Here is a 16,269-nt window from a genome sequence, read left to right on the forward strand (position 1 = left end):
GGCAGGATGCCCCGGCGGCCAAAGGGTTGTGCCGCAGCGAAAGCTATTCGATGCCGAAAGTGAAGACCAGTCTGGCCAAAGGGCGCGCGCCATCTGTCGAGACAGGCGAAGGTCCAGGCGATGCCGGGCATCTCGTGCTGTCGCTTGCAGCCCTGCTGCTGGCTTGCCTGGCCAATGGCGAGAGCCATCTGCGCGGTCTTTGCCGCGGGCCGGATCTTGATGCCGCCTGCCGGGCGCTGGCGCAGATGGGGGCCGTCATTGGCGAAAACGCAGATGCTCTCACCGTGCGGGGTGTCGGCAATGGTGCGCTTCTTTCGCCGCAAGCGCCGCTTGATGTGTTGGATGCCCCGGTTGCGCTCGCGCTGATCGCCGGGCTTGTCGCTCCCTATCCTATGGACGTGGAATTTGCCGCGCCGGTCTTGCCGGATGTGTTGATCCCGCCTCTGCGCCACATGGGCGTGCAGATATCGTCGGCGCATGGGGATCACGTCACCCTGCAGGGGCCCGAGGCGGCAAGCCCGCTCCACTGGCGGCTGGATCATTCGGATGTTTCTGATCTTTCGCCCTTTGTCCTGAAGGCAGCCCTTCTGCTGGCCGGTCTCAATACGCCGGGCAGCACGGTGCTCCTGGAGTCTACGGCAGATCGGACCGCAGTCTCAGATCGACTGGATGCCATGTTTGCAGCCTTTGGCGCCCCGGTTTCACAGGCGCCGGCGGAGCCCTCATGGCGGGCGCTCCGGCTTTCCGGCCAGAGCCGGCTGCAGGCCGTTGACATGGATCTGCGGGCGGAACTGTCCGGCGTTCTGTGGTCAGCCTCTCAATTTTCCGCTAGAGGCGGGCCATCATTGCTGCCTGACGAGGAGACATGAGCCATGACATTCACCATTGCCATCGACGGACCGGCCGCCGCCGGCAAGGGAACGCTGTCGCGCCAGATTGCTGAAGCCTATGGTTTTCAGCATCTCGACACGGGCCTCACCTACCGCGCCACGGCCAAAGCGCTTCTGGATGCCGGTCTGCCGCTGGATGATGAGGCGGTAGCCGAAAAAATGGCGCGGGACGTCGATCTTGCCGGGCTCGACCGTTCGGTTCTGGCGCGCCATCATATTGGCGAAGCGGCCTCGAAGATTGCGGTCATGCCCGCTGTCCGTCGCGCGCTGGTCGAGGCGCAGCAGGCCTTTGCCGGTCGTGAGCCGGGAACGGTGCTCGACGGGCGCGATATTGGCACGGTCGTGTGCCCGCATGCGCCGGTGAAGCTCTATGTCACGGCCTCGGCGCAGGTGCGGGCGAAACGCCGGTATGAGGAAATCCTTGGCCAGGGGGCAGAGGCGGATTTCGAGGCGATTTTCGAGGATGTGAAGAAGCGCGACGAACGTGACATGGGACGCGCTGACAGCCCTTTGAAACCGGCCGCCGATGCGCACTTGCTTGATACCTCGGAAATGAGTATAGAGGCCGCGTTTCAGGCTGCGAAATCGATCATCGATGCCGCGCTGAAGAAAAATTGACGGCCTGCCGGTTTTCCGGTCAGCCGCGCATGACGAAGACCCCGAAGTTCCAGGTCCCCGCGCCGGATTGCTCTCTCTGCTGGGAGGGCGGACTTGATCTTTGGGAACGATTAACTCAAACCCACCGGCGCCATCCGTGTCCGAACAGGGACACGACCAGGAGATTTCATGGCATTAGCAAACCCCACGCGGGAGGATTTCGCAGCCCTCCTCGAAGAATCTTTCGCAACCAATGACCTTGCCGAAGGCTATGTAGCCAAGGGTATCGTCACCGCGATCGAAAAAGACATGGCCGTCGTTGACGTCGGCCTCAAGGTCGAAGGCCGCATTGCGCTGAAGGAATTCGGTGCAAAGGGCAAGGACGGCTCGCTGAAGGTTGGCGACGAAGTCGAAGTCTATGTCGAGCGCATCGAAAATGCTCTCGGCGAAGCTGTTCTGTCGCGCGAAAAGGCTCGCCGCGAAGAAAGCTGGATCAAGCTCGAAGCCAAGTTCGAAGCTGGCGAACGCGTTGAAGGCGTGATCTTCAACCAGGTCAAGGGCGGCTTCACGGTTGACCTCGACGGCGCCGTGGCCTTCCTTCCGCGTAGCCAGGTGGACATCCGTCCGATCCGCGACGTGACCCCGCTGATGCACAACCCGCAGCCCTTCGAAATCCTCAAGATGGACAAGCGTCGCGGCAACATCGTTGTATCGCGTCGTACCGTTCTTGAAGAATCGCGTGCGGAACAGCGTTCGGAAATCGTTCAGAACCTCGAAGAAGGCCAGGTTGTTGACGGCGTCGTCAAGAACATCACCGATTACGGTGCGTTCGTTGACCTCGGCGGCATTGACGGCCTGCTGCACGTCACCGACATGGCATGGCGCCGTGTGAACCATCCGTCGGAAATCCTGAACATCGGCCAGTCGGTCAAGGTTCAGATCATCCGCATCAACCAGGAAACCCACCGCATCTCGCTCGGCATGAAGCAGCTCGAGTCGGATCCGTGGGATGGCATCTCGGCCAAGTACCCGGTCGGCAAGAAGATCTCCGGTACAGTCACGAACATCACCGATTACGGTGCATTCGTCGAACTGGAGCCGGGCATCGAAGGCCTGATCCACATCTCCGAAATGTCCTGGACGAAGAAGAACGTTCATCCCGGCAAGATCCTCTCCACCACGCAGGATGTCGACGTTGTCGTTCTCGAAGTCGATCCGTCCAAGCGCCGTATCTCGCTTGGCCTGAAGCAGACGCTGGAAAACCCGTGGCAGGCATTTGCCTTCAGCCATCCGGCCGGCACTGAAGTTGAAGGCGAAGTGAAGAACAAGACCGAATTCGGTCTCTTCATCGGTCTCGACGGCGATGTCGACGGCATGGTTCACCTGTCGGATCTCGACTGGAACCGTCCGGGCGAACAGGTCATCGAAGAGTTCAACAAGGGCGACGTCGTCAAGGCTGTCGTTCTGGATGTGGACGTCGAGAAGGAGCGTATCTCGCTCGGCATCAAGCAGCTCGGCCGCGATGCGGTTGGCGAAGCTGCCGCTTCCGGCGAACTGCGCAAGAACGCTGTCGTTTCGTGCGAAGTCATCGCCGTCAACGACGGTGGTGTTGAAGTGAAGCTCGTCGCCCATGACGACATCACCTCCTTCATCCGCCGTGGCGACCTCGCACGCGATCGTGACGATCAGCGTCCTGAGCGCTTCTCGGTTGGCCAGGTGTTCGACGCCCGCGTCGTCAACTTCTCCAAGAAGGACCGCAAGGTCATGCTGTCGATCAAGGCTCTCGAGATCGCAGAAGAGAAGGAAGCCGTGGCTCAGTTCGGTTCGTCTGACTCGGGCGCTTCGCTCGGCGACATCCTGGGCGCAGCCCTGAAGAACCGCACCAACGATTGATCGTTGAGGTTCACCTCAAAAATCAGAAACCCGCCGGATCATCTCCGGCGGGTTTTTTCATGCCCGTACATTGGGTTTTGATCGTCCGTATCTGGCAGGTGGCGGGCGGCTACCAGCCGGCCATGCGCTGGTAATAGGCCTCGGCGTCATTGCTGCCGGCGGCAAGCCGTGAAGCCTTCGTTTCCAGACTATCCGAGGCCTGTTCCGTCATGCCTCCAGCATTGGCCGGCGCGAACATATCGCCCTCGTCAGCACCATCCTCATCATCCTGGCCGGTGTCACCGCCCCCTTGGCGACGTCCGCCATTGCGGTTGCGCGCTCCGTCCTCGTCGCTTGCCTCGACCGCTTCGATGAGATCCTTCTCGTCCTCCTCGTAACCGCCTTGCGGCGGGTAGGGCACAAAGATCGGGCCAATGGGATCGCGAGCCATGGAACGCGCCGTCAGGCCGGCCTGAGCAGCACTGGCAAGAAGCGCAGCTGGCGATTCTGTGGCGCGGCCAGTGACTGATTGTAAATGTGCGGCCTCCTCTGCCTCAAGAGGGGTGCTGCCGGTCGTCAAACCAGGCTGATCGTCCTGCATTGCGTCTGCAGGGCTTTGATTGGCTGAAAGAACGTCCCTCTCCTGTTGCTCGCTGAGGGCGCCGGCAAGACGCGCACCCGGCGGTTCAGACGAGACTGCCTGTTCCGGGATGTCACCACCGGCGATCAGTGCTGCTTCGGCGACAAGCGCGGTATCCTGGCCTTCCAGCGCATAGATATCGGCAAGCCAGCTATCGGCAGACCCTATCTCTTCGACCGTAACCCCGATCAGCTGCGCCTCGGCCAGGCGGGCAGCCATTGCCGCTTCGGCTTTGGCGGTGGCGGGCGTTCCGTCGGGGGTTTTGTGCGTGAGGGTCGCGGTGTCGATGCGCGATCCCATGCGGGCAAGTGCCGGCCCGTCATAGGTCACATCGTCCGGCGCCCTGTCCTGTGGCGCGCTGCGCAAAAGTGATGCCGTGGCGCTGGCAGGCAGGCGTGCGGCAGACTTTCCGCCGGCTGCGGAGGTTGCGTCGTGCGGCAAGCTCTCTCTCTGCGCTGCAGGCCTCGTATCGAATGCTGGTCGCTCGCTGCCGCTTGCGGCTTGCGTCCGTGCTGAAGCCTGTGTGAGAGGCGCGTCCAGCGTCTTTGGCTGGCCGGGCGATGTGGGCCATGACGATGTCTCGCCGGTCAGTTTCAGCGCGGCCTTGATTGCCTGAGCCAGGCGCGCCGTTTCGACAAAGGCAGACAATGTCTCGCCATTGACCTTGGACATCGTCCCGTCAAGGCCTGGCTGTGTTGGTGCAAGGCTGGAATTGGCGGCAGTGCTTGTCTGGAGCGCGACACGGCCCGTCTGCGTGGAAAGGCTCTTGGCAAGTTCCAGCAGGATGGTTGGTTTCGCCGGAACTGCCGGGGGCAGGTCATGGCCGCCATTCTGGCGATAGGAGGTGACGACCTGCTTGGTCAGCGGTTCGCGCACCAGATAGGCTTCCGTTTCCAGCTGCAGGGCAAGCCGCGTGGCTTCCGGTCCGACGGGGTTCTTGAGGATATCGGTCAACAGACGCAGGGTCGTGCCCTTCATCATCTGATTGAGCGCCTTTTGCAGCGCAACGCGCTCCGAGGGCGACAAGGCGGCAATCACCTCTCCCAGGCGCTGGGCATAGTCGGTCAATGCTTCACCTTTGTGGCGCTCGACCTTCAGAATGGCACCCAGCGTTTCCGCGACCACCGAAAGCCCCTGCGACAGCTGCAACTGGCCCGACAGGGAAAGAAGAGAGGATCTTTCGCCGGAAAGCTGCACGGGAAGGGTGCGAGCCGGGGCAACGGCCTCTTTCACGCTCGCGCCAATCTGCACGCGGGCGTCCGTCGACGTGTGATGTGACTGGCTGAAACTGCCGAGGAACGCGTCTGACAATGCGGCTACAGGGGGCAACATGCTATGCTCCACGCTGTGTCGGTTGAAGGGACAGACCGGCTCGGCGAAAGAGAAATGGGCGATCGTTCGAAGGATCGCAGCCGCAACGCCTCATGGCGTTCTGAGTGCCGTGTATATAATCAATATATACGGGAAATCTTAAAGATTTACTAAAAGTATAGGCAATGGCGCGCGTGATAGTCCCGCTCGTCCAGTTTCAGGACAAGGTCGGCAACGCGGTACATTTGAGCCTCCCAGGGCCGGACGATCTCCTCATCGCCAGGGCGGACCATAGAAGGAGGCAGTTAATCCGGATTTAACGGCAAGGGGCGTTTTCAGCTATGGGCGAAAATATCGGTTTCTTCCCAGCCCAGAAGGTCGAGCCTTGAGCGAGTCGGCAGAAAGTCGAAGCAGGCCTTGGCAAGCTCCAGCCGCTCGTCGCGGATCAGCCGCTGGTTCAGCTTGTCGCGCAGGGCATGCAGATGAAGAACGTCAGATGCCGCATAGTCAAGCTGCGCGGGCGAGAGAATGTCGGCGGCCCAATCGGTCTGCTGCTGCGCCTTCGAAACATCCACGTCCAGCATTTCCTTCAGGTTATCCTTCAGGCCATGGCGATCCGTATAGGTGCGGGTGAGGCGGGAGGCGATCTTCGTGCAGAACACGCTCTGCGTCAGCACGCCGAAGGTGTGATAAAGCACGGCGATATCGAAGCGACCATAGTGGAAGATCTTTTCGCGGCTGGCATCGCAAAGCAGTGCCACCAGATTGGGCGCCTGGCGCTGGCCAGCGGCAATGCGGATGACATCCGCCGACCCATCACCGGGGGAGAGCTGCACGACGCAGAGCCGGTCACGGCGCGGCACCAGGCCCAATGTCTCGGTATCAATGGCAATGGCACCGGTATAGCGGGCGGCGTCTGCCGTGGAAATGTCGCCCTCATGCGTGCGGATTGTGCTCATCTCGGCCCTCTCGTCGTTCCTTGATGGCTATAGCGGAAGCGACAGGCGATGAATATGCTCTTTCTTTGAGAGACTGCCGGGCTCAGACAGTCGAAGCCTTGCGCTCAGCGCATTGCTGCAATGCAGCAGCGCGCTTGTTCCAAATCGTATGTGTCGCTATACATTAATCATCGAAGCGACGCACTCCTCCTCCCAGCGTCGCCAGATGGGATCGGCAACCTCCTCCTCCTCCTCCCAATTGCCGATCAAGTTTAAAAGCCTGCCGCACCTCCTCCCGCGGCAGGCTTTTTCCGTTTAGGCTCTCCGTTTATCTCGCATCTGTCTTCTAAAGAGCGGCGATCGCGTCCATCACGCTGTCTTCGATCTCGATACCCTGTTCCAGGGCGGTTTGGCGAAGAGAGCGTCCGCGACGGCCGGGAAGCCGAACTGTTTCCTCGCGCGCCATTTCCTGCGCCAGCAGTGCCATCCGGGCCGCAGAATTGCCGCCTGCCGCGGCATCCGGATCGATGGCGATGATGAACTGGCCGAGCGCCGGCGGCGGCCCCTTGTCGTCAAACAGTGAGCTTGCCTCATGTGAAAAATGCGCGCCGGTGAGTGCTGCCGACAGCACTTCCACCATGAAGGCAAGCGCTGCCCCCTTGGCACCCCCGGCTGGCGCCATTGTGCCCTTCATTGCCTCATCCGGGTCGGTCGTCGGATGGCCTTCGGCGTCGAATGCCCAATCATCGGGAATGGCCACGCGCTTCTGCTGGGCTTCCATCACCTTGCCGCGCGCCACTTTGGACAGCGCCAGATCGATGATGATCGGTTCTGCGCCAGCGACCGGCACGGCAAAGGCAATCGGGTTGGTGCCAAACAGTGGCTTCTTGCCACCCCAGGGCGCCATCGCGGCGGGCGCATTGGCAAACATCATGGCCACCAGGCCCTGGTCGGCAAAACGCTCCACCGTCAGCGCCATGACGCCTGCATGGTGCGAGCGATGGATCGCAGCGCCTACAATTCCCTGCTGGCGCGCCAGTGGCGCAAGCTCTTCAACGGCAAGATCGAGCGCCGGATAGGCAAAGCCGAACTGCGCATCGATGGAGAGAAGGCCGGGACGTGCCCGCGTGGAAATGGCCACAGCCTTGCCATCCACCTTGCCGCTGCGCACCTGTTTCACATAAGCCGGCACGCGGCGCAGGCCGTGGCCGGACTGACCGGCAGCTTCGGCGGCCACCAAGGCGCGGGCAACCGAAAGTGCCGATGGAGGGGAGACGCCATTGGCTTCAAATACGGCGCAGACCAGATCCACAAGGTCATCAGGCAGGAAATGCATCGCGAAACCCTTCTGTCGACGGCGCAACTTCTGCAGCCGCTATCAAACCAGGCCTTTTAACAACCCGGCATCTCGATGGGAATCGTGCGTACCATGTTTTCGACCGGTGCCGGTCCGCGTCCGACGCCTTTGACGATTTCAAGTGCCCGCAAATCGAAATCCGGAACGCCCGAACTCCGCGACAGCGATACGCCAGTGAATTCCCCGGACCGCAGCACATTGAAGGTGATCGAAGACGTGACGAGCCGACCCTGGAAATTTGCAGGGCAGGTGAAGCGAATGGAACGGGCGCGACGTGCAATCAGCGAGCGGATCTTGCGATCCCAGTTCTTGATATCGGCTACCGAACCCGCTGGCTCGCTGGAGGTTCGTGTTGCTGCCGTCCTGTCCGATACCTGCGTTTCGGCCATAGCCTGCGTCTTGGCTACAGAAGCCGACCTTTGCGGCTGGGGCTTTGGCCGCTGCGCAACCGGCTTCTTCTTGATTTCCTGTATTTCGGCCTTCTCGATGACGGGGGAAGGCGGGCGAAATACTGGAAGTGGGACTTCGACAGTGTCGAGAACTGGCAACTCCTTCTCGACAGGCTCGGGTGTCGGCTCCGGCACGGGCTCGGGAATCGTCTGGGTCATCTCGGCAACAGGCTCGGGCTCTTCCATTGGCTCCTGCTGCTCGATCACCGGCTCAGGCGGTACTGGCTCGGGCTTTATCTCCGCCATCTCCTCTGGTGGTGGCAGTTCGGGAAGCGGTGGAGTATCCGGCGGGTCTTGCGGTTCCTGCACAGGTTCCAGTTGTTCGGTCTTGACCTCTTGCGCGTCTACCATATCACTGGCCGCAATCGTCTCTTCCGTCGCTTGGGCCTCCGGTGCGAGCGCAAGTTCCAGCATGATGGCAGGAGGCTCTCCTGCCATTGCATCATCGGCGTGACGTTCCTGCATCAGGATGCCGGCTGCGGCCAGATGCGCGGCAAGCACAATTATCGCAGCCGCTGTCCAAAGAGCGGCTTCGCCCGCCCTGGAGGCACTGCTATGCATCGTGAATGTGCTCATGGAGCAGTTCCAGCCGGCGCGCCCACTGCAGGGGCTGCCGGTGCCGGAAGGGTTTCAAGTCCGACCAACGCGATCTTCAGATAGCCGGCATCGCGCAAAAGGTTCATTACTTCCATGAACTGGCCGTAATCGACGGACTTGTCGGCCCGCAGAAAGACCCGCGTGTCCTTGTTGCCGCCGGTTGTCCGTTCCAGCGCTGAGGCCAACTGGTCGCGTTGCACCACATCATTGCCGATACTGAGCGAAAGATCCTCCTTCACCGTCAGATAGAGCGGCTCCGGCGGCCTCTGCGCCGGCGTGGCCGTTGATGCAGGCAGGTCCACATTGACATCGACGGTGGCAAGCGGTGCTGCCACCATGAAGATGATCAGGAGAACCAGCATCACGTCGATGAAGGGCGTGACGTTGATTTCATGGTTTTCCGGCAGGTCGTCGCCGTGGTTCTCGCGGATGCCACCGGCCATTGCTCACTCTCCTGCGACAAGCGAGACCGTGGATTTCGCCTTCATACCAGGGGGAACCTTGCGGAAATCGAGATCGCGGCTGACCAGACGCTCCACACCGGCTGCGGCATCGGCCAGAAGCTGGCGATAGCCGGTGATGGAGCGAGCAAAGATATTGTAGATCACGACAGCCGGGATGGCGGCGACGAGGCCGATGGCGGTTGCCAGGAGCGCCTCGGCAATGCCGGGGGCAACGACTGCCAGATTGGTGGTCTGCGATTCGGAAATGCCGATAAACGAGTTCATGATGCCCCAAACGGTGCCGAACAAACCGACGAAGGGACCGACCGAACCGATCGTGGCCAGTGCTCCTGTGCCGCGCATCATACGGCGCCCGGCAAAGGCCTCGATCCGGCCAAGTGTCGAGGAGACGCGCTCTTTCACGCCGCTGTTTTCAGCATAATCCAGCGCACCTTCGGACAACTGCAGTTCAAGGGCTGCCTGGCGCAGCATCTGGGCGGCAGGGCCGTTGCGGCGCTCGGTGGCCGCGAGCGCTTCCGACAGCGTTCTCGAACCACTGATGGCCTTGATGACCGCATGTGCACGGCGCCTTGCGCCTGCCAATTCCAGCGATTTGGCCAGCCACACTGTCCATGTCATCAGCGAGGCCAGCGCTAGGCCGATCATCACGCTTTTGACCACCCAGTCGGCGGCCATGAACATGCCAACGGGTGACAGGTCATGGGGAATATCGCTGCGGCCGGGTGGCTGCAGCAATTGTGTCAGAAGTCCCTCGGACTCTGTTGCCTGCTCCTCAGCCAAGGGCGCTGCCGTTATCGCAGGGACAGGCGGCGTTTCGCTGGCGGGTTGTATCGGCGCAGAGGTTGCGGCCGGACTGGCCAATTCGGGTGCGGTCTGGGCAAAGGCGAGGGGAGCGGCCATCACGGCGCCGGCAAGGATCGCTACCAGCAGGTTGGCGCGTGCGGCTCGCGGTTTGCCCTTCAGCCGGTATCCGGCAGTCACGGCGGCTGGGCGAAGGATCGACATGGGCAAACTCCGGATGTGCATGATTTGGAAGGCGCTACGCCGCAAAGGCCCTTCTCCGGCAAGCGCAGGATACGAAAGCCCAGGGTTGTCACCTCTAGCTTCCGCTCACTCTGTCTTGTCTACCCGATAATAAACTTGAGTTCTTTTGGCAACTATAATGTGCGCGTGACACAAAGAGAATCGCACGCAATGCCGTGCAGATACCGCGCCAGTAGCGAAAAACGCCGGACCCAAGGGCCCGGCGTTTGATGGTAAAACCTGCGCGCGATCAGAGCGTGCGGGTGATGTGCTCCACGCGGAAGCACTCGATCGTGTCGCCGGCGCGGATGTCTTCGTAGTTCTCGAAGGCCATGCCGCATTCCTGTCCCATCGGCACGTCGGTGACTTCGTCCTTGAAGCGCTTGAGCGTCTTGAGCTTGCCTTCGTGGATGACGACGTTGTCGCGCACCAGGCGCACGCCAGCCCCACGTTCGACCTTGCCCTCGATGACACGGCAACCCGCGACCTTGCCGGTCTTGGTGATGTTGAACACTTCGAGGATCTCGGCATTGCCGAGGAAGGTTTCGCGACGCTCCGGTGACAGAAGGCCCGACATCGCTGCCTTCACGTCATCCACCAGGTCGTAGATGATATTGTAGTAGCGGATCTCGATGCCTTCGCGCTCGGACAGTGTGCGGGCCTGCGGATTTGCACGAACGTTGAAGCCGATGATGGCGGCGTTCGAAGCTTCCGCAAGCGCGATATCCGACTCGGTGATACCACCGGCACCCGAATGCACGATGCGTGCACGCACTTCGTCGGTTCCCAGCTTGTCGAGTGCGCCGATAATGGCTTCGATCGAGCCCTGGACGTCGCCCTTGATGACCAGCGGGAATTCCTTGAAGCCGGTGTTCTGGAGCTGGCTCATCATCTGCTCCAGCGAACCACGCTGGCCAGACTGACGGGCTGCGGCCTTGTCGCGGGCCAGACGCTGACGATACTCGGAGATCTCGCGGGCGCGGGCTTCGTTCTCGACGACGGCAAAACGGTCACCGGCAGCCGGCGTACCAGACAGGCCGAGAACTTCGACCGGCATGGCAGGGCCCGCTTCCTTGACGTGTACACCCTTGTCGTTGACGAGGGCGCGAACGCGGCCCCACTGATCGCCGGCAACGATGATCTGGCCGGGGCGCAGCGTGCCCTTCTGGATCAGGACCGTGGCCACGGAGCCGCGACCACGATCGAGTTGGGCTTCGATGACGGTGCCTTCGGCCGTGCGGCTCGGATCTGCCTTCAGGTCGAGGATTTCGGCCTGCAGCAGGATGGCTTCGAGCAGCTTGTCGAGGTTGAGACGGTTCTTGGCCGAAACTTCCACGTCGAGCACTTCACCGCCGAGCGATTCCACGAAGACTTCGTGCTGCAGAAGCTGCTGGCGCACCTTCTCCGGCTTGGCTTCGTGCTTGTCGATCTTGTTGATCGCCACGATGATCGGCACGCCGGCAGCCTTGGCATGGTTGATGGATTCGATCGTCTGCGGCATCACGCTGTCATCGGCGGCAACCACCAGAACGGCGATATCGGTGGCCTGCGCACCACGGGCACGCATGGCCGTGAAGGCGGCGTGGCCGGGGGTGTCGATGAAGGTGATCTTCTGGCCGTTCTGCTCGACCTGATAGGCGCCGATATGCTGGGTGATGCCACCGGCTTCGCCCGATACGACCGAGGTCTTGCGGATGGCGTCGAGCAGCGAGGTCTTGCCGTGGTCGACGTGACCCATGATCGTGACGACCGGGGGACGCGAGACCAGTTCGCCTTCGTCGTCCTGGACGTTGAAAATGCCTTCTTCAACGTCTGATTCCGACACGCGCTTGACCGTGTGGCCGAATTCGGTGGCGATGATTTCAGCCAGATCGGCGTCGATGACGTCGCCCGGCTTCATCATCTGGCCTTCCTTCATCAGGTACTTGATCACGTCAACGGCGCGCTCGGACATGCGCTGCGACAGTTCCTGAATGGTGATCGTTTCCGGCAGGATGACCTCGCGCATAACCTTTTCGCGGGTTTCCTGCATCTGGCTGCGACGGAACTTTTCCTGGCGGCGACGGGTCGCGGCCATGGAGCGGCCACGGGCATTGCCATCGTCATCCGTGCTGACCGTGGTCACCGTCAGCTTGCCGCGGCGTCGGTCTTCCTCGACCTTCGGGCGGGCAGGCACCTTTGCTGGCACCGGTGCCGTGACCTTGCCACGGTTCGGCGCGCCACGGGCGGGACCGCGATCATCGTCCTCTTCGCCGCTCTTGCGGCCACGCACGACGCCGGGCTGTGCAGGGGCAGCAGCCGGGGTCACCGTGCGCGGTGCCTGCGGACGGCCATCATTTGTGCGGGCAACGACTGGTGCCGGTGCCGGGGCAGCCGGCACTTCGACGGGCGCCGGTGCCGCAACGGGCGCTTCTGCGGCCCGAAGCTTGGCTTCAGCGGCCAGACGCTCGTCCTCGGCCTTCTGCTCGATGGCGCGCTGCGCTTCCTCGATCTTGCGGCGGGCTTCATCTTCGGCGCGCTGCTTGGCTTCGATGATATCACGGGCCTGGGCTTCTGCGAGCGCACGGCGACGGGCGTCCATTTCGCTGGCCGACAGATCGTGAAGAACCGCACCACGTGGCCGGTCGGGCTGGCGTTGCGGCGTGGACTGCGGGCGCTGCGGCGCATTCTGCTGCGAGCGGTTATTGTTCTGGTTCGGCTGGTGCGGACGCGGTGCCTGGGGACGAGCCTCCTGCACAGGGCGCTGCGGCGCCGGAGCCGGTTCGATCGGACGCGGCGCGGGTGCTGCAACAACCGGCGTGATCGGCTTTTCGTCTTCCGGGCGCAGCGGGCGGCGCTTGCGCGTCTCCACCACGACCGCCTTGGTGCGACCGCGACCCATGTCCTGGCGCACGGTACCCTGGCTCGTCCCCGAAGGCTTCAGGGTGAGGGTCTTCTTGCCCGTAACGCTGAGTGTGTTGTCGTCTTTACTATCGGTCATCCGTTCCTGTTCCTTCCGACAGGAACAGAGATGGAAACCATCAAATCCTGTCGTTCAATACAACTGTCCAATGCGGCTGCCGGCGAATGCCGGTGACCACGTCATGTCTCTGACCGGCCAGCGCCGCCATTTGCTCCGGATTGACCGCCATTGCGGTACGTATCGAGCATGGTTGCGCGTTTCACTACACCTTCACCCGCCTGTCCGGCAAGCGCCGCAGCATGGATAAAAGCATTCTGACCCATCAGTTCGTCCATTTCGGCCGAGGTAAAGAGCCGGAAGGAGGCGATCTCCATTTCAGCATCCGTTCCAAGCCGCCAGGCCTTGCGGGCCTGGTCAATCTTTCTCACGCCGTCTGCTGCGGCATCCACGGCGTGAAACACGCCTGCGGCCTGGCCGGAGCGGATGGCCGCATCCACTTTCGTCGCGCCAGTGACGAACTGGCCGGCCTTGCGCGCCATGTTCATCATGCCGGCAAGATCGGCTGACAAAAGCCGGTCCACCAGGTCGCCGAGATCCGGCGACGGCTTCACATCCGTCTTCAGCGCGCGGGCAAACAGCTTGCGCTGCATGGCCCGCTCCACCAGGCTGCGGTCTGCCTTGATCCAGCAGCCACGACCCGGCAGTTGCCGCTTCAGATCCGGAACGACACCGCCATCCGGCGATGCCACGAAACGGATGAGCATGTCCGGCGATGTTGCCTCGCGCGTGACAATGCAGGTGCGATCATTCACGACCAGCTCCCCATCGTCAGCGTCCGTTTCACCGGCAGTCTCGGCCGCAATCATTCCTGAACTGCGGCGTCCGCCTCCTCGTCAGCTTCGGCGGTTTCAGCCTCGGCCATCTGCTTGTCGAGATCTTCCTGGGTGATCCAGCCTGCCAGAAGACGGGCCTGCACGATCATGTTTTCTGCCTCAACGCGCGACACGTCGAACTTCGAGAACAGACCTTCGAATTTCTTCGTCTCGCCATCCTTGCGCTCGGACCAGCCGATCAGGTCGTCGGCGGCGCAGCCGGCGAAATCTTCCACCGACTTGATGCCGTCTTCACCCAGGGCCACCAGCATCTTGGCCGTCAGGCCCTCGATCTGGCGCAATTCATCCTGAACGCCAAGTGCAACGCGCTTGGCATCCATTTCCGCCTCAATGCGATCCAGATAATCGCGGGCACGCATCTGGATTTCGCTGGCGGTATCTTCGTCAAAGCCATCGATCGAGGCGATTTCGTCGAGATCCACATAGGCCAGTTCTTCGACCTGCGCGAAGCCTTCGGAGGCCAGAACCTGTCCGACCATTTCGTCGACATCGAGCGAATTCATGAACAGGTTGGTGCGTTCGTTGAATTCCTTCTGGCGGCGTTCCGATTCCTCGGCTTCCGTCATGATGTCGATATCCCAGCCGGTCAGCTGCGAGGCCAGACGCACGTTCTGACCGCGACGGCCGATGGCCAGCGACAGCTGCTCATCCGGCACCACGACTTCGATGCGCTCTGCATCTTCGTCAAGCACGACCTTGGCGACTTCCGCCGGCTGCAATGCGTTGACGATGAATGAGGCCGGATCCTGGCTCCACGGAATGATGTCGATCTTCTCGCCCTGCAATTCGCCGACAACGGCCTGAACGCGCGAGCCGCGCATACCGACGCAGGCGCCGACCGGATCGATCGAGCTGTCATTGGAAATCACGGCGATCTTGGCGCGCGAACCCGGATCACGGGCCACCGACTTGATCTGGATGATGCCGTCGTAGATTTCCGGCACTTCCATGGTGAAGAGCTTGACCATGAACTGCGGATGGGTACGCGACAGGAAAATTTGCGGACCACGCTGTTCGCGGCGCACATCGTAGACATAGGCGCGCACGCGGTCGCCATAGCGCATGTTTTCACGCGGGATCATCTCGTCACGACGGATGATGCCTTCGCCACGGCCCAGATCGACGATCACATTGCCATATTCGACGCGCTTGACCGTGCCGTTGATGATTTCGCCGACGCGATCCTTGAACTCGTCGAACTGACGGTCACGCTCGGCTTCGCGCACCTTTTGCACGATGACCTGCTTGGCCGACTGTGCCGCGATACGGCCGAAATCCATCGGCGGCAGCGGATCGGCAATGAAGTCGCCGATCTTGGCATCGACATTGCGGTCACGGGCCAGAGCCAGCGGGATCTGCGTCGTATAGTCTTCCGCGTGATCGACGACTTCCAGAAGACGCTGCAGGCGGATTTCGCCGGTCTTCGAGTTGATGTCGGCGCGGATATTGCTTTCGGTGCCGTAACGCGAGCGGGCCGCCTTCTGGATCGCGTCAGCCATGGCGGCCAGCACGATCTCGCGGTCGATGACCTTTTCGCGCGCAACTGCATCTGCAATCTGCAGAAGTTCTAGCCGGTTCGCACTCACTGCCATTGTCGTCGGTCTCCGTAGATCGAATTGTGCAGCCCTCCGGTGGAGGGGCTGAAATGTTTACTCGTCGTCTTCGCCGTTCTGGTTCGCGGCTTGCGCCTTGGCCAGCTTGTCGGCTCTCAGTGCATCGCGGATCAGATCATCCGTCAAAATCAGCTTGCCCTCGGCCAGCGCCGAATAGGGAATGGTCACACGCGCTTCTTCGCCATAGGCAGGTTGATCCCGCTCCAGCGTAAAGCCGTTTTCGTCCGTCTCGACGATCTTGCCGCGGAAACGCTTGCGTCCGTCGAGAAGCACGGAGGTCTCGCATTTCACCAGATGGCCGCTCCAGCGGACAAAATCCGACTTGCGAACCATGGGCCGGTCGATACCGGGCGAAGACACTTCCAGATGATACGCCTTGTCGATCGGATCATCCACATCAAGAACCGGTGACACGGCCGTGGACACGGCTTCGCAATCCTGGACGGTCATTGTGCCGTCATTGCGCTCGCACATGATCTGCAGCGTCAAACCATTCTGGTTCAAGAGGCGGACCCGCACGAGACGGAAATCCATGGCATCGAGCGTCGGCTCGATGATTTCGGCGACCCTAAGGTCGAGGCCTGTCTCGACAACGAGACGCGGTTCCTTTTGGCTATCCTGCATTTGGTCTTTCGGCGCTGTCGCCGTCCCGGCGATGATGCTGCAGATCCGACCGCCTAACAAAAAAGAGCGGGTCCTTGTCAGGCCCCACCCTTCATCTGA

Annotated in this window: 13 protein-coding genes; 3 read left to right on the forward strand and 10 right to left on the reverse strand. The window is 61.6% G+C overall.

What is annotated here, in order from left to right; genetic code table 11:
* The first annotated feature begins 50 nt into the window (after positions 1-50).
* From E8M77_RS05305 to rpsA, 3 genes are all read left to right on the forward strand, one after another.
* On the forward strand, positions 51-869 hold the full coding sequence (locus tag E8M77_RS05305) for a hypothetical protein (RefSeq protein ID WP_170975754.1): 819 nt from the start codon (positions 51-53) through the stop codon (positions 867-869).
* A 3-nt stretch (positions 870-872) separates the two neighbouring features.
* Positions 873-1,508, forward strand: coding sequence for a (d)CMP kinase (cmk, locus tag E8M77_RS05310; protein ID WP_137129584.1), 636 nt, complete (start codon positions 873-875; stop codon positions 1,506-1,508).
* A gap of 168 nt (positions 1,509-1,676) precedes the next feature.
* Positions 1,677-3,380, forward strand: coding sequence for a 30S ribosomal protein S1 (gene rpsA / locus E8M77_RS05315; RefSeq protein ID WP_137129585.1), 1,704 nt, complete (start codon positions 1,677-1,679; stop codon positions 3,378-3,380).
* 109 nt (positions 3,381-3,489) lie between these two features.
* On the opposite strand, the gene E8M77_RS05320 is transcribed toward rpsA, so the two are convergent.
* The 10 genes from E8M77_RS05320 to rimP all read right to left on the reverse strand — a co-directional run bounded on the left by E8M77_RS05320 (position 3,490) and on the right by rimP (position 16,170).
* On the reverse strand, positions 3,490-5,331 hold the full coding sequence (locus tag E8M77_RS05320) for a hypothetical protein (protein WP_137129586.1): 1,842 nt from the start codon (positions 5,329-5,331) through the stop codon (positions 3,490-3,492).
* Between the two features lie 314 nt (positions 5,332-5,645).
* Entirely contained in the window at positions 5,646-6,269 is a 624-nt protein-coding gene (locus tag E8M77_RS05325) for a ribonuclease D (RefSeq protein ID WP_137129587.1), read from the reverse strand.
* Positions 6,270-6,594: 325 nt separating this feature from the next.
* Positions 6,595-7,584 carry an Ldh family oxidoreductase gene (locus E8M77_RS05330; RefSeq protein ID WP_137129588.1) on the reverse strand — a complete coding sequence of 330 codons (990 nt, stop codon included), beginning with the start codon at positions 7,582-7,584 and terminating at the stop codon, positions 6,595-6,597.
* Positions 7,585-7,640: 56 nt separating this feature from the next.
* Complete coding sequence (locus tag E8M77_RS05335; RefSeq protein WP_137129589.1) at positions 7,641-8,630, reverse strand: energy transducer TonB; 990 nt, start codon at positions 8,628-8,630, stop codon at positions 7,641-7,643.
* A complete protein-coding gene (gene exbD / locus E8M77_RS05340) occupies positions 8,627-9,094 on the reverse strand; it encodes a TonB system transport protein ExbD (protein ID WP_137129590.1) in 468 nt (155 codons plus the stop codon). The genes E8M77_RS05335 and exbD overlap by 4 nt, the downstream gene beginning before the upstream one ends.
* Before the next feature lie 3 nt (positions 9,095-9,097).
* Complete coding sequence (exbB, locus tag E8M77_RS05345; protein WP_246659145.1) at positions 9,098-10,015, reverse strand: tonB-system energizer ExbB; 918 nt, start codon at positions 10,013-10,015, stop codon at positions 9,098-9,100.
* Positions 10,016-10,388: 373 nt separating this feature from the next.
* On the reverse strand, positions 10,389-13,118 hold the full coding sequence (gene infB / locus E8M77_RS05350; RefSeq protein WP_137129592.1) for a translation initiation factor IF-2: 2,730 nt from the start codon (positions 13,116-13,118) through the stop codon (positions 10,389-10,391).
* A 101-nt stretch (positions 13,119-13,219) separates the two neighbouring features.
* A complete protein-coding gene (locus E8M77_RS05355) occupies positions 13,220-13,906 on the reverse strand; it encodes an RNA-binding protein (RefSeq protein WP_137129593.1) in 687 nt (228 codons plus the stop codon).
* Positions 13,903-15,525 (reverse strand): transcription termination factor NusA, encoded by a 1,623-nt coding sequence (nusA, locus tag E8M77_RS05360; RefSeq protein ID WP_137129594.1) that lies wholly within the window; start codon positions 15,523-15,525, stop codon positions 13,903-13,905. The genes E8M77_RS05355 and nusA overlap by 4 nt, the downstream gene beginning before the upstream one ends.
* Positions 15,526-15,582: 57 nt before the next feature.
* Positions 15,583-16,170, reverse strand: coding sequence for a ribosome maturation factor RimP (rimP, locus tag E8M77_RS05365; protein ID WP_137129595.1), 588 nt, complete (start codon positions 16,168-16,170; stop codon positions 15,583-15,585).
* Positions 16,171-16,269: the final 99 nt, after the last annotated feature.

The organism is Rhizobium sp. FY34 (assembly GCF_005222845.1).
Classification (GTDB): Bacteria; Pseudomonadota; Alphaproteobacteria; order Rhizobiales; family Rhizobiaceae; genus Neorhizobium.